Origin of the sequence: Cyclobacterium qasimii M12-11B, assembly GCF_000427295.1 — a bacterium.
In the GTDB taxonomy this organism is placed as follows: domain Bacteria; phylum Bacteroidota; class Bacteroidia; order Cytophagales; family Cyclobacteriaceae; genus Cyclobacterium; species Cyclobacterium qasimii.
Genome location: NZ_ATNM01000036.1, coordinates 74,877 through 97,051 on the forward strand (window position 1 = coordinate 74,877; position 22,175 = coordinate 97,051).

Genomic DNA, 22,175 nt, shown 5'->3' on the forward strand with positions numbered 1-22,175 from the left:
ATTTGTTATTCCTTTGAACAAAAACCACCTAAAAAAATAATATCATGCCCGAGACCAAAATTTTCTCAGGTTCTAATACTCCACTATTGGCGCAAAGTATTGCCAAATCTTATGGTCAGGCACTTGGAGACTTAACCTTAGCTAAATTTAGTGATGGCGAAATGTCTCCCAGTTACAATGAATCAATTAGAGGTTGCAATGTCTTTTTGGTTCAATCTACCAATCCTTCAGCGGATAACTTATTAGAGTTATGTTTGATGATCGATGCTGCCAAAAGAGCGAGTGCTTATAAGGTTTGTGCTGTTATTCCGTATTTTGGATATGCGCGGCAGGATCGTAAAGACAGGCCTAGGGTTAGCATTGCTGCCAAACTTATCGCTAATATGATAACCTCAGCTGGAGCAGACCGAATAATGACATGTGACCTCCACGCTGGCCAAATACAGGGATTCTTCGATATTCCTTTGGATCATTTGAATGGATCTGCTATCTTTGTGCCCTATTTGAAAAGCTTGGATTTAGGAAATCTAATTTTCGCCTCACCGGATGTAGGTGGCGTTGGAAGAACGAGATCATATGCCAAGCATTTTGAAGTAGAAATGGTAGTCTGTGACAAGCACAGAAAACGAGCCAACGAGGTAGCATCCATGCAGTTGATTGGAGATGTGGAAGGAAAAGATGTAGTCATGATTGATGATCTTGTAGATACTGCAGGCACAATGTGCAAGGCAGCGCAAATCATCATGGACAAAGGAGCATCGTCCGTTAGGGCAATCGCTACGCATGGGGTATTGTCTGGCAAGGCTTATGATAATATTGAGAATTCTGTTCTTTCTGAATTGGTCATCACCGATACCATTCCAACAATGCAGACGTCCTCTAAAATTAAAGTGCTAACCGTAGCAGATTTATTTGCCAAGGCAATACATGCTGTCACGGGAAATACGTCTATTAGTTCCCTTTTTATATAAGAATTTAATATTTTAACTTAACATAAATTATGAAATCAATTGAGATTATAGGGTTTAAAAGAGCAAATCTCGACAGAAGATCTCTTGACGCAATCCGTAACGAAGGAAGTGTACCTTGTGTAGTTTACGGACCAGGCATTAAAGAACAAATTCATTTCACATCTCCTGCTATTTTGTTCAGGGATTTGATCTACACACCAGAAGTTCACATGGTGGATCTGAATATCGAAGGTACAATTATTAAAACCATCCTAAGAGAAGCGCAATTTCACCCAGTAAGTGAAGTATTGCTTCATGCTGATTTCTTGGCATTTAGTGATGATAAAGCCATTAAAATGGAAATACCAGTAAGACCATTCGGTTCTTCTCCAGGTATTATCAAAGGTGGTAAATTAGAAATCAAAGCCAGAACTCTTTTGGTAAAAGGTCTTGCAAATGACCTTCCAGACGAAATTCCTTTTGATATTTCCAATCTTGAATTGGGTAAATCAATAAAAGTAGGTGATTTGAGTGTTGAGAAATTTGAATTACTTAACAGTCCTAATGTAACTATCGCTACTGTTGGTATTCCAAGAGCATTGAGAGGTAAAAAAGGTGAAGATGAAGAAGGAGAAATTTAATCTCTAACTTTATTGAATTAAAATTTTAATCCTGTTCTGTTTTTCACGGAACAGGATTTTTTTATCTTCGTCTGAAAATAAGTTGATTCTAAAATTAGATTTTGCATTCCTTATACCAAGTTTCAATCTTTCGCAAGAAGTTTAGAAAACAGAAGATTAAACCGGAACCAACTTTGGTTGAATTCGGATAGAAATATTTTGATCATCATGATTGGATATCCATTGTGGAAGAAGTGTAAATGCATCCTTCTAATTAAGAACAGTATATCGACTTAAAAAAAGTCAAACTAAGCACATGAAATACCTTGTTGTAGGGTTAGGAAATATTGGCCCTGAATACGAATTGACCAGACACAATGTAGGCTTCCTAATCCTAGACAGACTGGCTGATGAAAATAAACTAAGCTGGGAAAGCGATCGACTAGCCTTCACCTCGCTGCTCAAACACAAAGGGCGTCAGATTCATTTGATAAAGCCGACAACTTACATGAACCTAAGTGGAAAAGCTGTCAACTATTGGATGAAAGTATTAAAAATCCCAAAAGAAAATGTTTTAGTGGTAGTGGATGATATTGCACTTCCATTCGGGAAATTAAGACTGAAAGCCAAAGGCTCAAGTGCTGGCCACAATGGATTGAAAAACATTGAAGAACTGACAGGTGGACAAGATTATGCCAGACTCAAATTTGGTATTGGTGATGACTATCCAAAAGGAAGACAAATAGATTATGTTTTGGGAAGGTGGTCTAGAGAAGAAATAGATACCCTACCAATTTATATGGACAAGGCCATTGAGATGATCACGGCCTTTAGCACCATAGGCCTAGAAAAAACGATGAATTTTTACAATAAATAATAAAATGACAAACATTAATCTTGGTATTCAGATTGTACCAAAAAGCAAAACCCTGGACAGCTACCAATTGGTAGACAAGGCCATTGCGGTCATTGCTGCTTCAGGTGTGAAATACGAGGTCACGCCATTCGAGACCGTTATGGAAGGACCCGAAGAAAAATTGATGGCTATAGCCAAAGAAGCGCAAGAAGCTGTATTGAATGCTGGAGCTGACGAAATATTGGTTTATTACCGGATGCAGGTCCGAAAAGGGACTGATGTAAGCATGGAAGAGAAAACACTCCCTCACAAACATTAAACCCAGGATTAAACCTTACCCTTGATAATAAAAAAGCCTTTCTCAACGAAAGGCTTTTTTTATGTTTATTTGGTCCAATAATCTACTACCGTTACATCCTTAAGATGTGGCCCCAATACACCGCCAAATTCTTTATGAGCTGGATGAGGCAAATAAATATCCCTATCGGCTTCACTTTCAAAAGTAAGGAAAAAGCAATGGGTCAAACCTTTGTTTAGCCCTTCAGGACTATTGTTGGTTCCCCATTCAAAATCTATTATTTGAGGTATTTTAGCCTGAAGGCCAATAAATGCTTCTTCTACTTTCGCAATGTCTGATGCACTTGATTCTTCTTTAAAGGAAAATAAGACAACATGTCTCAACAAAGGCTTGTCAGCGCTTACAGTTTCTTTCATTTCTTTCGGTTTTTCATTCGTCTCTTTATTCTCTCCCGGCTGGCAGGCAGCAGCCAAAATTAATATTACTGCAATTGAAAATAATCGTTTCATGGCGAGCATAAGATTTAAGTTTTAATGTCTTTTGAATTGTAAAGTAAAAGAAAAATAACAAAAATGGATGCTTGGCATCAAAATATGTTGGCATATGGACTAAATTAAAACAACATTTATTTTACTTATTGCCTACTAAAGCAAAGTAAAATTCCCGCAAGGACCAAGATTTAATGGTGCCCTTTATAAAAAACCTACACTATTAAGGCATAAATTGAATTAAATAATTTACATTTAACATGAATTATGTCGTAGAATTAATGAAAAGTGTTCTCATTAATGTGGAATTGGAGGGGTTGGACTGGGAGACAATGCAGCATTTTCGTAGCGTCGTAAATAGCTATGAGTCCGTTGATTTTGAGATGATTGCAACATCTTTCAAAATTCCTTTTTAACATATGAATTTAACAAAAGGCTTGTTGAATTAATAACCTGAATCTTTAACGGATATACCTAAAAAAATCTTTTTTATGAGTGAAATAGGGCTAACCTATATAGTGGACGATGATCCGCTATATAATTTTGGTACAAAAAAAATCATGGAAATAACTTCCTTTACTAAGCAAGCTCTATTTTTCTTAAACGGTGAAGAAGCGTGGGAAGATTTTCAGCAAAGAATTGAGAACAACGACCAAATGCCAGATGTTATTCTTACAGATATCAATATGCCTTTAATGAATGGCTGGCAACTTTTGGATAAAATTGGAAGTGTTTCCTATGACCACCCCATAAAAATCTTCGTGATTTCTTCGTCCATAAATCAGGAAGAAATGGACAAAGCCAAAAAATACGATTATGTAAGTGATTACATTGTAAAACCCCTTACTTTGGACAAAGTAAAAACACTTAAAGTAAAAATACTCGAAGGCCAATATTGATTGTCATTCTTTCTTAAGGCAGTTACTTCATAACAGGTCTATTTTTCTGCTTTGCCAGATGAATAGACCTGTTTTATTTTACAGCAACAACTTCCTCAAAATTCAATTAAATCATTTCACCTTCTAAGTGGGTAATTAAAAAGCAACACCGGCCTTTAGTGTTGTTCTCTAAGTTTTGCTTTTTCCATGGCCTTGTAAACTTCCTCCATAATATTGGTGCGAACATTTAATTTATAGATATTCCTATTTTCCCTGGTAGGATTAACCCTGTTTGAGAGAAATACATAAACGATTTCATTTTCAGGATCAATCCAGGTATAGGTACCTGTAAATCCTGAATGACCAAAACTTTTCTCAGAAGCACTAGGTGCTGCATTGCCGTTTGGATCTCCTGGTTTATTGGCCCTGTCAAACCCCATTCCTCTATAATTCCCTTCTTCGCAGAATACACACTTGGAATATTCGTGAACCACTCCAGAAGCTATCAATTGTTCTTCAGCATATAATCCATCATAAAGATAAAGATGCATCAGCTTGGCTAAGTCATTGGACGTCCCAAACAAGCCCGCATGCCCACTTACTCCTCCTAGCATGGCTGCGCCTTCATCATGGACGGTACCATGCAGGAGTTGCTTCCTAAAGGCCGAATCATACTCTGTTGGCACAATTCGATCCATTTCAAAATTTAAATAAGGGTTATACGTGAGCGTTCCAGCCCCCAAGGGCTTGTAAAGATTTTCTTCCAGGTAGGAATAAAAATCTTTCCCTGTGATCTCCTCCACCACCTTGGGCGCAAGGATAAATGACAAGTCGCTATAAACATACCCCGGCTCAGCATTTAAAGGAGAAGAAAAGATTTCCTTATAAATTTTACGGTCATACTTGCGATGAATGTATAGCTTATCTGCCACTTTGATAGGAAAGCGTCTGGAGGAATCCATCTTCATGGTATACCACTTAAAACTTCCATTCTTCCTAACGGTGGACATCCAAAAAGGAATCCAAGAACGCAATCTTGCTTGATGGGTTAAAATATCTTTGTAGACTAAATTCTCTTTGTTTGTGCCTCTGGCGGCTTTAAGGTAATGTCCCAAAGTCTGGTTTTCATCAAATTCACCTCTGCCTTTTAAATGCATAAAAGCAGCCAGAGAGGTACTGATTTTGGTAATGGATGCCAGGTCATACAAATCGTCTACCCTTACTTCTTGCAAGGAATCATAAGTATGGTATCCAAAGGCTTTGTGGTAAAAAACCTTGCCTTCTTTAGACATTAGCACTTGTCCACCAGGTATGGCCTTAATTTTGATCGCCATCTGCATCATGGAATCTATGCCATCCAAGTCTCTTGAAGCCAATCCTACACCTTCAGGTGAGGTATAGGCCATTCTAATCCCTCCCTCAAGCGTCAAACCATCTCCTCTGGAGAAAACGTTGTTTATCGTAACGGGCAATTTACCACTGACACCAATGCCTCCAAAAATCATTTGGGCCGTAAGGTCCTGTGTCAGGGAAGTCTCCTGATAGGCAGCAATGACTCCAGCAGCATTCTCCAATCCTTGAATTTTCCCCAAACTATAAACATTACCAAATACGCTGACGATAACGGTATGGCTTTCAATAAGTGACCTTAACAAGGTTTCCATCTCAGGGCTTATTCCAAAATTATTGTTCCCCTCTCGAATCCCCAACCCATGGATACCCACCAGAACCAGTTGATGGCCTGAAAGACGCTCTTTCAGAGCGTTAATGTCATCTACACTTCCCTCTTTAGGGAATATAAAATGATCCATAGGACTGTACCTATCAAGGTAATGCTGAAATTCAGTCCTTTGATTTGTCCCTATGGATAGACTTGCAATTTTTGTATTGGCAAGCCCCTTTATAGGTAGAACTTGTTCCTCATTCCTAAGAAGAGTAAGCGAAGCCTTTGTTAACTTCTCAGCTAAAAAATTAGCTTCTGAATTATTTAAATCAGCTATTAAATGATCTGTTTCAACTGGTTGCCATTTATCAAGCCCTAACCAGGCTTTGGCTTTTAGCACCTTGATCACTCTTTTGTCGATTTCCTCCTGGCTAATTTCTCCTCGCCCAAGTGCCGCTTTTATTTCTGTAATCGCTGCCGAAACATTCATGGTGTTTAACAGCATATCATTCCCTGCGACGAGTGCTTTGGCATCCACTTTACCTGGAGGATAGTATTTAGCTACGGCTTGCATGTTTAAGGCATCCGTAAAGATAAGTCCCTCATAGCCCATTTCATTTTTTAACAAATCGGTAACAATGGGTTTGGACAAACTGGAAGGGCTGTTTTCTGCACTATCCAGAACGGGTATCTCCATGTGGGCGACCATTATGCTTCCCAATCCCTGGTCCATCAATTTTTGAAAAGGATACAATTCTAAATCTTTTAGGCGCCTTTTAGAAAAGTTTAGCACAGGAAGCCCATAATGTGAATCTACCTCCGTATCGCCGTGCCCAGGAAAATGCTTGGCTGAAGCCAATAAGCCATTGTCCTGCATGCCTTTCATATAAGCCAGGGATTTGCTGGTCACATTTTCTTTTCTTCACCAAAAGAGCGAAAACCAATCACTGGATTGTTCGCATTATTATTGACATCCACCACTGGTGCAAAATTCACGGTAATCCCTGCCCTTTTGGCTTGTCGAGCTACTTCTGCTCCCATATCATAAATTAGGCTTTCATCATTCAATCCTCCTAAAGCCATTTGGTAGGGATACCTTACCGTACTGTCGAGGCGCATCTTTAAACCCCACTCCCCATCCAGGCTCACCATCAATGGCACCTTTGACAATTGCTGAAATTGATTGATCATATGGGCTTGACGCACCGGCCCTCCTTGAAAAAAGATAATTCCTCCCACTCCGTATTTCTCCACCAAGCCAGCAATGGAATCCACATGCACCTTGTCTTTGTTTGAATAGGCAGGGATCATGATCAACTGCGCAATGCGTTGCTCTGGAGTTAAGGTAGACAATACTGAATCTGCCCAATGGTCATATTTTTCAGCTAAAAAAGGTGGCCGCTGATGCTGGGCATATAGCGCAACCATGTTCATGGAAAGCAAAATTAGAATGAGCAAACCTTTTTTTGCTACTGCAAGTAAAGATTGCTTTTTAGGAGGGTTTCCTCCACCAAAAGAACTTCCGGTACTTTTTCTATTATTGGTCATACTTTCAAATGCTATCAATTTCAGTTGAAAGATACCAATTTTGTCGCTTCTCATTAAAATGATTTAAAGAAAATGCCTATCATTGGGTATAAAAATTCTATTTTAAAAAGAGAACTATGAGTCCATTGCTCGTTTTTGGTGTAATAGCAGGTTATTTTGCACTTTTATTATTAATAAGTTACCTAACTTCCTTAAAGTCTGACAGCCTGACATTTTATACCGGAAACAGGGAATCTCCCTGGTTTTTAGTGGCATTTGGAATGGTGGGTGCCTCATTGTCAGGGGTCACGTTCATTTCAGTTCCCGGAGAGGTTGGCAATACACAGTGGGCCTATTTACAATTTGTAATGGGGAATATGGTGGGCTATGCTGTTATTGGATTGGTCCTGATTCCACTTTTTTACAAACTCAACCTGATTTCTATTTATGAATACCTAAAAACCAGGTTTGGGCAGAAAGCGTATCTTTCCGGTGCTACCATTTTTCTTATTTCCCAAACCATCGGCGCTTCTTTCAGGCTTTTCCTGGCTGCCACTGTTCTACAGCTGGCCTTTTTTGATGCCTTTGGGATACCCTTCTATGCTTCGGTATTGACTACAATGGTGCTGATTTGGTTGTACACTTACAAGAGCGGGATCAAAACCATTGTATGGACCGACACCCTTCAAACGGTATTTTTGCTTTTGGCGGTCGTTATTACCATCATCGTCATAGGCCAGCACCTTGGGATAGATAGTGGTGCTTTGCTTACCATCGTCAAAGACAGCGAACTTTCTTCCATATTTGTATGGGAGGGAAATACCAGTCAGAATTTCTTTAAAATGTTTGCAGGGGGTATTTTTATTACCATTGCCATGAATGGTCTTGACCAAAATGTCATGCAAAAAAACCTGACCTGCCGCAACCAGCGGGAGGCGCAAAAAAACATCTTTTGGTTCTCTATTACCTTTTTCCTTTCCAACCTTTTATTTCTAGGTTTAGGTGTACTCCTTTATCACTATGCGGATGCAAATGGCATTGATTTACCCAAAGCCACTGATGAGTTATTCCCCTTTTTAGCGCTGAATCATTTTGGCACACTGGCAGGCGTGGTTTTCTTACTGGGAATCACTGCAGCGGCTTTCTCAAGCGCTGATTCTGCCTTGACGGCATTGACCACCTCATTCTGTATAGACATTGTCGATTTACCCGGTCGCAAAAACATCGATCAGGACAAAACCCGACGATGGATCCACATTGGTTTTACCTTCCTGGTATTTTTAACCATTGTGGCATTTAATGAGGTAAACGATAGAAGTGTGGTGAGTGCGGTATTTAAAGCTGCAGGATTCACCTATGGCCCATTGCTTGGTCTATTTGCCTTTGGGCTGACCAATAAAATGGCCGTCCGGGACAAGTTGGTGCCTTATATTTGTCTTTTAAGCCCTTTCCTCTCTTTTATACTTGACTGGAATGCTGCCACTTGGTTCAACGGCTTTCAATTTGGCTTTGAAATATTACTGGTAAATGCGGCTATCACCTACATTGGTTTACTCCTTTCAAGCAAAGGAGCTACATCAGCGTAAAAGTGTAAAGGGCAACATAAATAAGGCAAATATCATAGATAGTGTAAGTGTAACTCCAAAACCAAGCAAACGAAAAGGCAATAATATCAACCAAATAAGCGGGTACAACAATAAAACAATTAAGGCCAGGGGCCAGCATAGCACCAACAAGATGGCCCAAAGTATCATTCCGGTAAATATTCTCATGGATAAAATTGAATTTTTGAGAAGAATAAAGACCAATTAAGTGCCAAAGAACAAATATGGCCTTGAATAACTATTCAAGGCCATAAAGACAATTGTAATGCTTTTCCTGCTACGGTTCCGAACAGATTTGTGTCCGATTATGTACGAAGAATGACTTTATATTTCACTTGAAATATAAAGTCATTCTATTACCAGTCTTTTTTCCAGATTGGCCCACCTTTGTATACTTGTCCCACAGGATACCTGGGGGAAGGAATCACCATCATTTGCATTAGTTTGTCGATTTTATTCACCAGTTCAGGATGAGCATTGGCCAGGTTATGCTGTTCGGAAACATCCCCTGCAAGGTCATATATTTCTATTGGTTGGCCCTGTCCTCTTCTGATTCCTTTCCAATCTCCAATCCTAACGGCCTGGTCATACCTCTGGCGGGTATGACCAAAATCCCAATAGAGCACACGGTTATTTTCTGGAAGGGCATTCCCTTTTAAAGCCTCTACTACAGAAACACCATCGATATTTTCAGGTATAGAGGCATTGGACAAACCTGCAAAGGTAGGCATCATGTCCTGAAAGCCAATCACCTCATCTGATTGTTGACCAGCTGGAATGACCCCGGGCCAGGAGGCAATAAAAGGCACCCTAATTCCCCCCTCATACAGGTCCCGCTTGTACCCTTTCAGTTTCCCGTTGGTCTTGAATCCTTTCCAGGCATTGCTATGTCCTCCATTGTCGGAGGTAAAAATAATTAAGGTGTTTTCTCTAATCCCCAACTCATTTATGAGTTTTACGATTTTGCCCACATCCTTGTCAAGACGGTAAATCATGGCTGCGTATTTTTTGGCAGCTTCAGGCCAGTCTTTGTCCGTATAAGGATAGGTGGAAGGTACAGTTAAACCATGTTCATCTTCTTCAGGGGCTGAAAAATGGGGGACAGTATAGGCTGAATAGAAAAAGAAGGGTTTCTTACTATTCTCACGGATAAAGTTTAAAGTGGCATTCGTAAGAATATCATGGCTGTAATTGTTTCTTAAGATGGGGTTATCTGATAATAGGATTTTTCTATCGTCATGATCCAGGTAACTGGGGTAATAATAATGGGCATGGTCCTGATTTAAATATCCTGTCCAGGTATCGAATCCCATATTGGTGGCCCGGCCTTCCATTTGGGCATCCCCCAAAGACCACTTTCCTACTCCTCCTGTACTATATCCTGCATTCTTTAACACCTGGGCCAAGGTCACATCTCCTTCCTGTAAGTAACTTGGATAATGCGGCACATTGTCCCTGGCCACTGTATGCCCGTTGTGCAAGCCTGTCATAAGCACAGATCTGGAGGAGGTACAAACTGGCCCACCGGCATAAGCTTGACTAAACTTCATGCCCGCATTGGCCAAGGCATCTATATTTGGGGTTTGGATCAATTCCTGCCCATAGGCACCTAAATCTCCATATCCCAAATCATCTGCCATGATAAAAATAATATTTGGCCTATCCCCATCATTGATTTGCTGTGCGGTGACAGTTTGGAACCCTATCGATAAAATCAATAATACCAGCCCCATGGTTTTATTTAGTAAATACATCAGTTATAATTTTTTACATGGATTGTTTTATTTCCACTCCAAATACCTCATCAGGTTTCACTACTAGTTTAATGACAATATACCAATTCAGGATGGATCTTAGGGAGTAAGCTTGTCAAATTCACTCTGTCCATTTTAGAAGCATACTTTAATACCCAAAAATCCAAAATATTCCCCCTCTACAAGCATTAAATATCAAAATTAATAAAGGGTTTTTTATTCAATCTCAACAAAACCATTTATCTCTACGTCTTGGATAAAACGAAAATAAAACAGCCATGAAAAACCCATTTACGCTCTTACTTATAGCCATATTATTAATTGTTTCCTGCGTAGAAGACCCACAACTTTCTGCCTCCGATACTGGCCCTATCCCCATAGGCTCTTGGAGCAATATTTCTTACAATGAAAATGGATTGACACTGGAAAAAGTGAATGAATTGCAGGAAAACACTTATGGCTATCGTTTTCTTAGTAATGGTACTTTTATTCACCGGACCAACAGTGGCTGGTGCGGCACCCCTCCTATTGTCACAAGTGATTTTGAAGGCAGTTGGACCAAAAATGGTAATGTCATCAGCATTCAAGGTACTTTTTGGGGTGGCGAAACAGTAGCCGAATGGGAAATAACCTCCTCCGACAACAATGTTCTGACAATCGAGGTGCTGAAAAGCGAATATGAAATGGAGGAGTAAATCCCCGATAGGTTACACTTACCATCGATGACCATCACATTTCCCAAAAAATGAGCAATGATGCATGGCCTACACCGAAATGTAGGGATAGAATAATTACCCTTGATAGTAAAATCAGGCTATTTGGAGACTGAGTCATAGCATTGCTATGGAGATACGAAAATAGCAACGATTAACTGATTTGGAAGTGATTTTATCAGTTATTAGAAGGTCTATTGCCTATTTCGGGTTTAATCATGCATGGTAAATAAAACGACTTTGATCTTTGTAGAAAAATCAGCAGAAGTAAAGGTTAGAGAATGCTACTCCTACCCACCAAAATCAACCGGTTAATCAAAAAAATTGTAGTGAAGGCTTGGTTTTTATTTTGAACTATACTTATATTTCCAATATTTTTTATAAGTCATTGAAAATGAAACAGGTTTATATTATTTTTTTTGTGGGGTTCATTGTCTTTCAATCTCAGGCATTTCAGTCAGGCGTTACCAAGTCTCCTGCTCCTGAATGGACTGATTCAATCTCATTGTCCAAGCCTGGTATAGAAGAAAACTGGCCTTATTATTATTTAGACTTTGAAAGGCAGATCCATTTAACTAAACAAACTGTCTTCCATCATTATCGATACCAAGTGCTTACTGCTGATGGAATACAGGAAATGTCTGATATATCCATCGAATTTGACCCAAGCTTTCAGAAATTGGTTTTCCATAAAATCGGGATTGAACGGAACAATAAATTTTTAAATCAATTGGATTTAAATAAAATCACCTTGGCCAGCACCGAATCTGGTAAAGAAAGGCATTTGTATGATGGAAGCATGACTGCCTTATATCATTTGGATGGGGTACAAAAAGGTGATGTCATTGCCATAAGTTATTCCATTGAAGGCTTTAATCCCGTACACCTTGGCCACTTCTCATCAAATTTACACCATGGATTTACCATCCCTGTAAACCATATCAATTACCGGGTTTTTGCAAAAAACAATCAGGTAGTCTACTACAAAAATATCAACCATGAGCTGGACCCGACCATTCGGCAAGAAGAGAGTGGTAAAGTTTATAGTTGGACCAGCAGGCCTGAAAAACCGGTGGAATTGGATAATAACCTTCCTATTTGGACCCTGGATTTGCCAATGACTTCTATATCCACCCAGAAAAACTGGGCAGATGTAGTTCAATGGGCCCTGCCCCTTTTCAGGACAAGGGATACTAATTTCCGGTTGCCGGATCCCATAAAGGAATCCCTGGGGGAAAGGAAAAAACGCTGGCTCTGATTCGCTGGGTACAGGATGAAATTCGTTATCTGGGGTTAGAATCTGGCATTGGGGCCTATAAACCGCACTCGCCTGAGATAGTATATCGTCAGAAGTTTGGTGACTGCAAGGATAAATCCCTTTTACTGGTTGCCTTGTTACAAAAAGAAGGTATCACTGCTTTTCCTTTATTGGTCAATACATCCTTAAAGCACAACCTTGATAAACTCCATCCTTCCAATAGTGCTTTTGACCATTGTGTGGTTGCCATCACTATAGAGGATAAAGATTATTTTGTTGACCCTACCATTTCCAGTCAGGGAGGGGATCTGGATCATAATTATTTCCCGGATTATGGGCTTGGATTACTGATAAAGGAAAACGTTTCAGAATTGATCCCCCTTCCAAAACCGAAAAAATCTGAGATTGATATTAAGGAAAGAATTTATGTTGATAGCATTGGTGGGCAGGCCATGTTGGAAGTCAAAACGATTTACCGGGGTGGAAAAGCAGATAATATAAGGGCTGAATTTGAAAACAATCCCCTTTCATCCATACAAAAGGAATACCTTAATTTTTACACCAATCTATATCCAGGGATAGTTGAAACCGAAGACATACGGTTTTACGATGAGAATCGTTTCAACGACAATGAAGTGCTGGTGGTTGAAAATTATAAAATAGAACAATTTTGGCTACAAGATGAGGGTGAAACGTTCATTTATACCAGAATCTATCCCCTGGTCTTGGAGTCAATGATTAATTACCCTAGTTCTATAGCCCGAAATAGTCTTTATAACTTAGGGAATCCCTTCACTTTTGTACAAGAAACGCAAATAATGCTTCCTGAGCTTTGGAATGTAAATGATGATGAAAGGCAAATTGAAGGTTCCTCTTATTTATACACCAATGAAATCAAAGGCTATGGAGAGCGAATAGCAGTTAAATACACCTATGATTTAAATGAAAGCTTTATTGATGGAGAAAAGGTATCTGAATTTCTTTCCGAACATGAAAAAATAAAAAATGACCTGATGTTTAGCCTTACCTACAATCCCATGGTTACAACAGGTGAAAAGAGTAGTTTGGCAATATTTGTAGTCCTGGTATTATTGGTTTTCGGAATCTATTTTAGCATTAAAATTTATAAAGATTTTGACCCTCAACCTTGGGTATATGCAGAAAACAAAAACATTGGTGGATGGCTTGTATTGCCGGCCATCGGCATAATAATAACACCCTTTTGGATTATTATTAATTTTTTCTCGGTGGGATATTTAGACAAATCCCTTTGGTTAAATGCTTCTAATATGGGACTAACTGAAGCCGTTGCCTTTGAATTGACTAACAATGTATTACTTGTGGTATTTTCCTTATTGCTCATCCTCCTGTTTTTCACCAGAAGGACGAATACACCTATGCTAATGACCATTTTCTATGTGATCAATTTGCTGGCAATCCTGGTAGATACCATTCTTACCGAAGACACATTTAAGCTGGAAAACAGGCCGCTTATACAGGCTGTCGTGGCTGCAGTGATCTGGATACCCTATTTCAATCTATCTGAAAGGGTAAAATCAACTTTCTGTAAGACAAGAAGAAATATTGAACCGAAGTCCAATAAAAACCCAGTACCAATCACCCAAACAATCCCGCAAAAAGGAGATGTTTTATAGCCTTATTTCTACCAAATTTCATAATTTAATTGTAACCGGGAGGTTTAGGGTGGATTTTGCGCAGAGAAAGGCTTGATACAAAACGATGCATAAGTTTTAGGAATAAAGCGCATTTATATTCCCCTTTATTAATTTCCTGAATCAGGATTTAAGAATAATGATCATTGCTTTTTTAGTGAACCGGATTCCACCATTGCTATGATTTGCTATTGGTAGAATATTTTTTTTAAGGTATATTCAAGCCTCGTTATCTTCCTTGTCATTACTTAAGTAGGGTATCTGCAAACGAAACCATTTTTAAAATTGAATAGATCTTAAAAGTCAAAAATAGAAGCCTCCCATGAAAATACAACTCCAGCCAAAAAAAGTATTGTTAACACTTTGCTCCTTGTTTTTTTCTCTTGTTTTCGTAGCACAAGCACAAAATGAAGGGCTCATTCACATTTGGCCTGGCAAAGTACCGGGAGAAACAGCCCCAAAACACCCCGCAGTCATCACAGACAACCATAGTGGAGAAGTAACCAGGTTGACAGATGTCACCGATCCTACTTTAAAAGTATTCTTGCCGGATGCGAGTGTAAATAATGGAGCTGCAGTTATCGTCTGTCCAGGAGGTGGTTATAAGATTTTAGCCATCGATAAAGAAGGGCATGAGGTGGCCGAATGGTTAACCACCCTGGGCTACACAGCCTTCGTACTGGAATACCGGGTACCGGAAAAACAGGATGGCGCCTTGAATGACATACAGCGAGCCATCAGAATCGTTAGAAGTGAGGCAAATGACTGGAAATTAGACCCTGATAAAATTGGCGTAATTGGTTTTTCTGCGGGAGGAAGTTTGGCCGCTCGAGCTGGAACAATGTACAATGAAGACTCTTATGCTCCTCAAGATGCCAAGGACAAAGTGTCCTCAAAGCCTAATTTTGCCATGTTGATCTACCCTGCCTACCTGGACAAAGGAGAAAACAGAAGCCTTACCCCAGAATTGAAAGTAGACGAAAACACACCCCCTATGTTCCTTTTCGCTACGGCTGACGACTCGCATGCCAACAGTGCGCTAGTAATGGCCACCGCCTTGCGGGACAATAAAGTACCTGTTTCCTTGCACCTGCTACCAAAAGGAGGACATGGCTATGGCCTAAGGGCAGGCAACCCTGCAGGAGAATCCTGGCCAGCATTGGCCGAATCCTGGCTTAAAGGGATAGTGAAATAAGCTGCGAGAGGTCTGCTAAATCTAAAAAATATGATGGTTTTGCTGATAAAATTTATCATAAGAAGGCCATTGCAAATGGCCGGTACATGATGGTTTTTTAAAGGATGTTTTTAATTGATACCTAGGTGGGGCCGAGGCTTGTTCGGTGGCTGAGCGGAGCCGAAGCCTGTTTGGTGGCTGAGCGGAGCCGAAGCCTGTTTGGTGGCTGAGCGGAGCCGAAGCCTGTTTGGTGGCTGAGCGGAGCCGAAGCCTCGTGATATAGACAGCTTTCCCATGTAGCGTTCAATAAGAATAGGCACTTACGAATTACAACTTCTAGCGGATAGATAGGCGTAGTAGAAAACACCTAAATAAACGTTTTTATTCTATTTTTCCTTTTCTAAAAAATCCTTTGGCGTAACGCCATAAGTTTCTTTAAAGCATTTGATAAAATAGGATGGGGAACTGAAACCCACTGCATAGGCTATTTCAGAAATGGACTCACCCGATTTTCCAAGCCTTTGGATAGCCATTCGAAGCCTTTGGTCACGGATAAAAGCAGACGTAGAAAGCCCTGTTAGTGCTCTTAGTTTCCTGTGCAACTGCATCCTGCTCATCCCCAGTTTCTTGCAGAATTCATCAACTGTAAAATTGGAATCCCCAAGCTCCTCATCTACAATATGTTGAATTTTCTCAAGAAATTTCTCATCCATGGACGTAATGGTAATTTCATTCGGGGAGACACTTGTTTTCCCTGAATACCTGATCCTTAAATTCCTTCGCAATTCGATCAGTTTTTCTACCCTTAACAACAGCTGTTTGACTCCAAAAGGTTTGAGCATATAGTCGTCGGCCCCTACTTCAAGACCTTTGAGTAGGTTATCTTCTTCGGATTTAGCGGTCAACAGAATAATGGGGATGTGAGAGGTCTTTTCGTCATTTTTCAATGTTCGACAAAGTTCTATTCCATCGAGTTCAGGCATCATAACGTCTGAAATGATTAGGTCAGGGATTTTCTTTAACGCTAAAAAAAGACCCTCTTTACCATTATCAGCTTCAAGAACATTATAATATGGCCTAAGTTCTCCGATTATAAAGGAGCGGACCTTGGAATTATCTTCTACAATCAAAACAAGCGGGGCATCATCTCCTGCCATCGTTTCATTGGCTTTATCTGCCTTGTCCTCCTTATCCAATTCCTCTTCCACTACCTGTTCGGGTCGAAATGAATTCCTTTCGAGAGGTATTGTTATCTCGACTCTAAAGCAATCTTTATCCTCCAAATGAAGGTTAAATTGACCATTATTAAGTGCTACCAAGTCTTTGACCAAAGGAAGGCCAATGCCAAACCCCTCTGTATTGGTATCAGGTTTATAGAATTTATCAAAGAAATGAGAAACCTCTACTTGCGTGTACCTGATAGAACTATGATTGGATACGGAGAGTAGTAGCTTATTGTCTTTTCTTAAAGATAGGAACAATACTTCTGTCCCTGGTTTACCGTATTTGATTGCATTCTGCAAAAGGTTCCCGACAATTTTTTCAATTTTGTCAGGATCAAACCAAACTTCGGTGATCAAAGCTATATCGGAATTAATTCTGATATCTTTTTCAGCCGCAAAATAAAAGAAATTTGACACGATAGACTGTAGCAATAATCCCAAATTGCCTTTTTGGATTTTTAACTCAAGCTTTCCTGATTTTATTTTGGAAACTTCCAGCAGTTGATCCACAAGATTTAATAAACGCTGTGAATTTTGTTTTATCAGGTTAAGTTGTGATTTGAAAACAGGGTTTTCTGACTGGCTTAAAAGCCTTTCTACCGGACCTACAATCAAAGTTAACGGGGTCCTGAATTCATGCGAAATATTAGTAAATAAATTGGCTTTAAATCTATCAATTTCCAAAAGACGGCTCGCTTCTTCCTCTTTCATTCGGATATGAAATTTTATATGCCAGTGCCATTTGAGGTATTGATAGACCCCAATTAAAGACAAGGCGAAAAATACCAAATAACCGAGTTTTGCCCAAAAGGTCTGATACCATGGTGGAAGTATGGTAAATTGAAGTGACGTAGGGTCTTCAGACCAAATACCATCATAGTTGCTGGATTTAGCTAAAAAGTTATACGTGCCAGGAGCCAAATTGGTATATCTTGCCTGGTGGTTGTTTCCTGAATGAATCCAGTTATTGTCATGGTTTTCGAGTTTGTATTGAAATTCATTTTTGTATGGTGAAGAAAACACCAAACTTGCCATGTTTATCGTCAGCGTGTTTTCATTGTGCGCCAAGCTGATTTCATGATTGAAACTCACTGGCTTGTCAAAAACATACAATTCCGTTATGGCTGTTTTTGGAGGAATCTTATTGAAAGCTATATCCTCAGAATTAAACCAATAAAAACCCTCTAAACTCCCAAAATACAAAGATCCATTGGTGTTTCTAAAATAAGCTCCTGTATTAAATTCGGTAGCTAGTCCATCATAATTAGTGTAATTGGTAATGTTATAATTAGGAGTTTGGGAAGGTAGAACCGCAATTTTTGTGATCCCCTTATTTGAACTCAGCCATAAGTTACCGGAGTCATCGGGCAAAATCCCATAGACCACGTCATTCGCCAAGCCTTCTTTTGTTGAAATACCAGTCACTTCTCCAGTATTGATATCTAATGCATTTATCCCAGCACCATTTGTGCCTACCCAAAGCGTGTTCTTTCCATCAAAAAATAAAGATTTAATATTGTTGGAGGAAATGGATTTAGGATTACCTTCCTCATAAGACAATGAATGGAACCTACCAGATTTTAATTCAAACCGTGCTATTCCATGGTTTTCGGTACCTATCCAAAAGTCACCATCCCTACCCTCTATCAATGTCCTGATGTTATTTCCCGGGATACTAAATGAGTCATTGGGATCATGCATATATTGTTGTAACACCCCTTTTTCCGGGTCAAATTGAATCAATCCATCATTTCTTGTAGCCAACCAAAACCTTTCGTTGCTGTCTTTAAAAATCTTCCATACTGTATTCGCCGGCAACGCCACCCTACTATTACTGTTGAAATGCTGAAATTTCCCCGATTTAAGGTCCAAAATACTAAGGCCCTCTTCCTGATACCCGATCCAAAGTTTTCCTTTCCCATCACCTAAAAGGCTCATTACCCGGTTACTGCTGACACTATTCGGACTCCTTTCTGCGCGGGTATAGGTTTTCCAAGAACGCAATTTTGGAATGTAAGAAGTTAGTCCTTTACCTGAAGTGCCTATCCAAATTGTTTCATTTTCATCCACATATAAAGCCCTGACGACATCTATATTGATGTCTTCAGGAACCTGTTGGTTATGAAAAAAGTTGAATTTTTCCAGAAAAGCGTCATAAAAGCTCAATCCTCCCCCATCTGTCCCTAACCACAAGGTTCCTGTATAGTCTTCGAAAATACTGAGTACATCATTGTAATGAAGTGATCGGGGGTTTTGCTTACTATACGTATAATTGAGGGCCGATCTTTCTTTTAAGTTAAACTTGGTCACCCCTCCTCCATAGGTTGCTGCCCAACTATTTCCCTTTGAATCTTCTCTAATATCCAACACCATATTTGAAGAAACATCTGCTTCATGATCTTCAAAAAATGCCTGAATGGGCCTCGCAGTATAGCTCCCATTCTCCACCAGCCAAATGCCCGCATTTAAGGTCCCAATCCAAATATTACCTGCTGAATCCAGGCTACTACATGAATAATTCAAATTGGTTTCCGGCAAAACCAAAAAAGTGGTGGATTGCGTAGGTATATGCCAAACAGCCACCGCATCTTTAAATGTTAAAATCAAATTATTAACATCAAAAACATCAATGTCAATAATTTCCCTGGAAGGGTCCGTCCAATTTAATTCAAAAGATTGGATGGCTTCATTCCACTTGAAAAGTTGTCCTGAAAAACTGCCAATCCAAATGTTTCCATCGCTGTCTTCTTTGATGCAGCTTGCGGCATTTACCCCTGCAATTGGTAGAAATTCATCTCTTGAGTGATTTAATTTTTCAGGTACTGAAGTATCTGGAATTATCCATATCCTATTTTTACTATCGGCGAATACTTTGCCCAACTGAAAATGCGATAACTGGGTGATGTCCGTAAACTTTTTATCAAATACCTTAAACGCTTTCCCATCATAGCGATTTAATCCCTCTTGAGTTGCAATCCACAAAAAGCCATCTTGATCTTGTGTAACTGAAACTGCTGAATTTTGAGAAAGCCCCTCATTTACTGAAAGTTGCCTAAAGGACAGGTCTATTTGTGAGAACGTACTATTCCATGATCCTAGAAAGAACAAAAATGCAAGGAGAAAATACTTTCTTAAGTGGGGAAATTTCAATTGATAATCTCTTTTTTTCAGTCTTTCAATATACTGATTTGATTGTCATAAATATAAAATCTTTACCCCATTAAATCAGTAATTATTATTTAAAAAAATTACTTCAAACATTTCTTGTAACTACATCTTAAAATCTCATGTTCATTCTTTTAGAGAATGAATTTAAATTTACTACAGATGTTACATGGCTTACATTTTTTGATACAATTGTTACAGCTTCAAAATTTACCATTGATTAATTTTGACTATCAAATGAAGGCTATTGATAGTTTTTATTCAATCAATCTTAAACCTGAATGTCTAACTTCCAAAAGTGGTTTTTGAATACAGGTACAAGGCGCGTATTTCTAATCGCTAGCTTTATAATCTTGGGAATTTCCTGTCAAAAAAAGAATACCAAACCTATTCCTTCAGTGAATCCCCCATCCTCACCCAACATCCAAAACACTAAAAAGCACCCCGATCTACCTCCTGTTTTAGCGCTCAAAAGTCTTATACCCACTTCTAAAAGTACATTGATAAAATTACTGCCTGATAAAGTAGGGGAATATTTGAAAATACAAACCCTAACCGGCCATAAAGAACCGGTAAATATCAGTGCCATTCAGGCTACCTATCAGCACTGGTCTGAAAGCTCAAAGACAATTATTATTGATATTATGGATGGGGCAGGACCAGTTGCCTCTGTTCTTTTGTTGGGAAATATTCAAAAACTGAACCTGGATTTTGAGGAGGTTAAGCCATATGGATTTTCAAGAATTCTTGAAAGGAAATGTCAGCGAGTATGGGAAGCTGAAAACAGAATGGATGAGGTAGCGGAACTTGAATTTATTCACGCAGGTAGATTTCTGATATCAATTAAAGGCGAGCAGTTACGGCACGCGGACTTGTGGGATTTTGCAGATAAGCTAGATTTAAATGGCCTTAAATAACGTTTTCCCTCAAAATGTTACATGCTTGCTATTCTTTGATACAAGCTTTTCATCCATTTGTCAACCTATGGAATATATTTGTATCTGTCAGAAGATTTATAAACACACCATAAAAATTTAGCCAAAATGAAGTCAACTTTAACCCTATTCCTGATGTGTTCATTCTTTTGGGCAAATGCGCAAGAAATCACAGGGGTGATCAAAAATCATGAAAAAACCGAGATGGACATGGTTCTTATGCTATTTGGAATGGATAATCCGATTTCTATAGGTACTGCTGATGCAAAGGGGCATTTTACTGCAAGCCTTGAAAATGTCAGCTTAGATAATATTCCAGAAGAGAATTTGTCCATCTACATGAGCGAACTGTATTCCAATTTCTTCTTCAACTGTTCAGATATTGAGGCTTTTGGAGTGAATTCTGACAATCCGGCCGCAAGGCAAGATTATGTAAGGTTGACCAACAATGGGGAATGGACCGGTACCGCCTATTTGGTTTCCGATGAAAACCTCATACCCTGGCTGGAAGACTCCGGCTATAACGATGCCATAAAGGGATCTTTTTATGAAATAATATATGTAACACAAGATATGGAGGTAAATACGACCTGCAACAGCAGTGTCTATGCGACCGATGATGAACAAGTTGAAACAGAATACACGTTTAACCTTCAATTGAAAAAAGGCTTCAATTGGGTGGAATATACCATAGAGGAAGTATATGAAACAGACCCAGCTATCAGAGCTTCATTTCCGTCCAAAGTCACTATAGGCAACTTAGAAGACTCCTCCAAAATGCTGTGGATAGGTCGCTATTATTAATTCGGAAGAGCCCATTTCTCTAATATCAAAAGACCTTTCCCCATCACTGGTGAAAGGTCTTTTAGACTTGGCGCATTTATTATCACATAAAGCGAAGGCGTATTTTCTGTGATAAGGGGTAAATGATTTTTTAAGGCAACTATTTAACTAAACCTTAGCTACTGCTTTTCCTGGCTTTTCCGTATTGCCGGGCAGGCTTTTTTCCGGATTTCACATCTAAGGATTACAACTACCTGCTTACTATTTTTTTGTTTTATTAGAGCTAAACTACTAGATCAATACTTATCCATCCCCTAACATTTTCCATAGTAAGACTTGAAATGGTTTAACTTTTATTTATTCTAAGATAGCAGGTTTAACTTTATCCATTGATTTTGTTATCGGTGTTAAACCCAGATTTGGGTTCATATACAAAATAAGCAAAATTCAGATCCCTTTTAACTGGACTTGGCCGTCCGGATCCTGCCCATAAAATGGATTGTAGGTGGCACTATTTTCATTAAAAGTCCATTTAATGCTGTTTTCTGCCCTATTGTTACAGCAGTGATATACATTGTTACATGCTTTATACTTAGTCATTTTTTGAAATATC

At 39.2% G+C, this 22,175-nt stretch carries 18 protein-coding genes; 12 read left to right on the plus strand and 6 right to left on the minus strand.

Translation table 11 applies throughout. The features are described 5' to 3' along the window. The first annotated feature begins 44 nt into the window (after positions 1-44). The 4 genes from ADICYQ_RS04110 (at position 45) to ADICYQ_RS04125 (ending at position 2,745) form a co-directional block, all read left to right on the plus strand. Complete coding sequence (locus ADICYQ_RS04110; RefSeq protein ID WP_020890497.1) at positions 45-971, plus strand: ribose-phosphate pyrophosphokinase; 927 nt, start codon at positions 45-47, stop codon at positions 969-971. A gap of 29 nt (positions 972-1,000) precedes the next feature. Next, positions 1,001-1,591 carry a 50S ribosomal protein L25/general stress protein Ctc gene (locus tag ADICYQ_RS04115; RefSeq protein WP_020890498.1) on the plus strand — a complete coding sequence of 197 codons (591 nt, stop codon included), beginning with the start codon at positions 1,001-1,003 and terminating at the stop codon, positions 1,589-1,591. 295 nt (positions 1,592-1,886) lie between these two features. Then, the gene (gene pth, locus ADICYQ_RS04120) at positions 1,887-2,447 is read left to right on the plus strand and encodes an aminoacyl-tRNA hydrolase (RefSeq protein ID WP_020890499.1); all 561 of its coding nucleotides are present in this window, start codon (positions 1,887-1,889) and stop codon (positions 2,445-2,447) included. Between the two features lie 4 nt (positions 2,448-2,451). Then, positions 2,452-2,745: a thiamine-binding protein gene (locus tag ADICYQ_RS04125; protein WP_020890500.1), complete on the plus strand. Its 294-nt coding sequence runs from the start codon at positions 2,452-2,454 to the stop codon at positions 2,743-2,745. Between the two features lie 65 nt (positions 2,746-2,810). On the opposite strand, the gene ADICYQ_RS04130 is transcribed toward ADICYQ_RS04125, so the two are convergent. Continuing rightward, positions 2,811-3,233 carry a Dabb family protein gene (locus ADICYQ_RS04130; protein WP_040414459.1) on the minus strand — a complete coding sequence of 141 codons (423 nt, stop codon included), beginning with the start codon at positions 3,231-3,233 and terminating at the stop codon, positions 2,811-2,813. Positions 3,234-3,703: 470 nt separating this feature from the next. On the opposite strand from ADICYQ_RS04130, the gene ADICYQ_RS04135 reads away from it, so the two are divergent. Continuing rightward, positions 3,704-4,111: a response regulator transcription factor gene (locus ADICYQ_RS04135; RefSeq protein ID WP_020890503.1), complete on the plus strand. Its 408-nt coding sequence runs from the start codon at positions 3,704-3,706 to the stop codon at positions 4,109-4,111. A gap of 155 nt (positions 4,112-4,266) precedes the next feature. Here ADICYQ_RS04135 and ADICYQ_RS04140 read toward each other — a convergent pair whose 3' ends face one another. Both ADICYQ_RS04140 and ADICYQ_RS29530 read right to left on the minus strand, forming a co-directional pair. Further along, positions 4,267-6,663, minus strand: a complete 2,397-nt coding sequence (locus ADICYQ_RS04140; protein ID WP_020890504.1) for a serine hydrolase domain-containing protein — start codon at positions 6,661-6,663, stop codon at positions 4,267-4,269. Then, entirely contained in the window at positions 6,660-7,355 is a 696-nt protein-coding gene (locus ADICYQ_RS29530) for a glycoside hydrolase family 3 N-terminal domain-containing protein (protein WP_020890505.1), read from the minus strand. Before ADICYQ_RS29530 ends, ADICYQ_RS04140 begins: the two co-directional genes overlap by 4 nt. Before the next feature lie 62 nt (positions 7,356-7,417). On the opposite strand from ADICYQ_RS29530, the gene ADICYQ_RS04145 reads away from it, so the two are divergent. After that, entirely contained in the window at positions 7,418-8,866 is a 1,449-nt protein-coding gene (locus ADICYQ_RS04145; RefSeq protein WP_020890506.1) for a sodium:solute symporter, read from the plus strand. 374 nt (positions 8,867-9,240) lie between these two features. Here the strand turns inward: ADICYQ_RS04145 and ADICYQ_RS04155 are convergent, their stop codons facing one another. Beyond that, positions 9,241-10,638 carry an arylsulfatase gene (locus ADICYQ_RS04155; RefSeq protein WP_020890508.1) on the minus strand — a complete coding sequence of 466 codons (1,398 nt, stop codon included), beginning with the start codon at positions 10,636-10,638 and terminating at the stop codon, positions 9,241-9,243. A 278-nt stretch (positions 10,639-10,916) separates the two neighbouring features. Here ADICYQ_RS04155 and ADICYQ_RS04160 point away from each other — a divergent pair, with 278 nt between their 5' ends. From ADICYQ_RS04160 to ADICYQ_RS04175, 4 genes are all read left to right on the plus strand, one after another. Continuing rightward, the gene (locus ADICYQ_RS04160) at positions 10,917-11,333 is read left to right on the plus strand and encodes a hypothetical protein (protein ID WP_020890509.1); all 417 of its coding nucleotides are present in this window, start codon (positions 10,917-10,919) and stop codon (positions 11,331-11,333) included. A gap of 412 nt (positions 11,334-11,745) precedes the next feature. Beyond that, positions 11,746-12,609, plus strand: coding sequence for a DUF3857 domain-containing protein (locus tag ADICYQ_RS04165; RefSeq protein ID WP_040414415.1), 864 nt, complete (start codon positions 11,746-11,748; stop codon positions 12,607-12,609). Positions 12,610-12,743: 134 nt separating this feature from the next. Next, positions 12,744-14,264 carry a DUF2569 domain-containing protein gene (locus ADICYQ_RS04170; protein WP_020890511.1) on the plus strand — a complete coding sequence of 507 codons (1,521 nt, stop codon included), beginning with the start codon at positions 12,744-12,746 and terminating at the stop codon, positions 14,262-14,264. Between the two features lie 340 nt (positions 14,265-14,604). Then, positions 14,605-15,477, plus strand: coding sequence for an alpha/beta hydrolase (locus ADICYQ_RS04175; RefSeq protein WP_020890512.1), 873 nt, complete (start codon positions 14,605-14,607; stop codon positions 15,475-15,477). 365 nt (positions 15,478-15,842) lie between these two features. Here ADICYQ_RS04175 and ADICYQ_RS04180 read toward each other — a convergent pair whose 3' ends face one another. Then, a complete protein-coding gene (locus ADICYQ_RS04180; RefSeq protein WP_146948000.1) occupies positions 15,843-19,829 on the minus strand; it encodes a hybrid sensor histidine kinase/response regulator transcription factor in 3,987 nt (1,328 codons plus the stop codon). Positions 19,830-20,125: 296 nt separating this feature from the next. Here ADICYQ_RS04180 and ADICYQ_RS04185 point away from each other — a divergent pair, with 296 nt between their 5' ends. Together ADICYQ_RS04185 and ADICYQ_RS25745 are read left to right on the plus strand one after the other, a co-directional pair. Further along, positions 20,126-20,761: a hypothetical protein gene (locus ADICYQ_RS04185; protein ID WP_020890516.1), complete on the plus strand. Its 636-nt coding sequence runs from the start codon at positions 20,126-20,128 to the stop codon at positions 20,759-20,761. A gap of 126 nt (positions 20,762-20,887) precedes the next feature. Then, the gene (locus ADICYQ_RS25745; RefSeq protein WP_146947998.1) at positions 20,888-21,583 is read left to right on the plus strand and encodes a hypothetical protein; all 696 of its coding nucleotides are present in this window, start codon (positions 20,888-20,890) and stop codon (positions 21,581-21,583) included. 426 nt (positions 21,584-22,009) lie between these two features. Here the strand turns inward: ADICYQ_RS25745 and ADICYQ_RS27340 are convergent, their stop codons facing one another. Next, positions 22,010-22,162, minus strand: coding sequence for a hypothetical protein (locus tag ADICYQ_RS27340; RefSeq protein ID WP_020890518.1), 153 nt, complete (start codon positions 22,160-22,162; stop codon positions 22,010-22,012). Between the last annotated feature and the right edge of the window lie 13 nt (positions 22,163-22,175).

Excerpts from the sequence above, each read along its gene's own strand:
- ADICYQ_RS27340 (WP_020890518.1), bottom strand. The coding sequence starts at position 22,162 with ATGACTAAGTATAAAGCATGTAACAATGTATATCACTGCTGTAACAAT.
- ADICYQ_RS04155 (WP_020890508.1), bottom strand. The coding sequence starts at position 10,638 with ATGTATTTACTAAATAAAACCATGGGGCTGGTATTATTGATTTTATCG.
- ADICYQ_RS04125 (WP_020890500.1), top strand. The coding sequence starts at position 2,452 with ATGACAAACATTAATCTTGGTATTCAGATTGTACCAAAAAGCAAAACC.
- ADICYQ_RS04135 (WP_020890503.1), top strand. The coding sequence starts at position 3,704 with ATGAGTGAAATAGGGCTAACCTATATAGTGGACGATGATCCGCTATAT.
- ADICYQ_RS25745 (WP_146947998.1), top strand. The coding sequence starts at position 20,888 with ATGAAGTCAACTTTAACCCTATTCCTGATGTGTTCATTCTTTTGGGCA.
- ADICYQ_RS04160 (WP_020890509.1), top strand. The coding sequence starts at position 10,917 with ATGAAAAACCCATTTACGCTCTTACTTATAGCCATATTATTAATTGTT.
- ADICYQ_RS04175 (WP_020890512.1), top strand. The coding sequence starts at position 14,605 with ATGAAAATACAACTCCAGCCAAAAAAAGTATTGTTAACACTTTGCTCC.
- ADICYQ_RS04130 (WP_040414459.1), bottom strand. The coding sequence starts at position 3,233 with ATGAAACGATTATTTTCAATTGCAGTAATATTAATTTTGGCTGCTGCC.
- ADICYQ_RS04110 (WP_020890497.1), top strand. The coding sequence starts at position 45 with ATGCCCGAGACCAAAATTTTCTCAGGTTCTAATACTCCACTATTGGCG.
- ADICYQ_RS04145 (WP_020890506.1), top strand. The coding sequence starts at position 7,418 with ATGAGTCCATTGCTCGTTTTTGGTGTAATAGCAGGTTATTTTGCACTT.
- ADICYQ_RS29530 (WP_020890505.1), bottom strand. The coding sequence starts at position 7,355 with ATGAGAAGCGACAAAATTGGTATCTTTCAACTGAAATTGATAGCATTT.
- ADICYQ_RS04185 (WP_020890516.1), top strand. The coding sequence starts at position 20,126 with ATGTCTAACTTCCAAAAGTGGTTTTTGAATACAGGTACAAGGCGCGTA.
- pth (WP_020890499.1), top strand. The coding sequence starts at position 1,887 with ATGAAATACCTTGTTGTAGGGTTAGGAAATATTGGCCCTGAATACGAA.
- ADICYQ_RS04115 (WP_020890498.1), top strand. The coding sequence starts at position 1,001 with ATGAAATCAATTGAGATTATAGGGTTTAAAAGAGCAAATCTCGACAGA.
- ADICYQ_RS04165 (WP_040414415.1), top strand. The coding sequence starts at position 11,746 with ATGAAACAGGTTTATATTATTTTTTTTGTGGGGTTCATTGTCTTTCAA.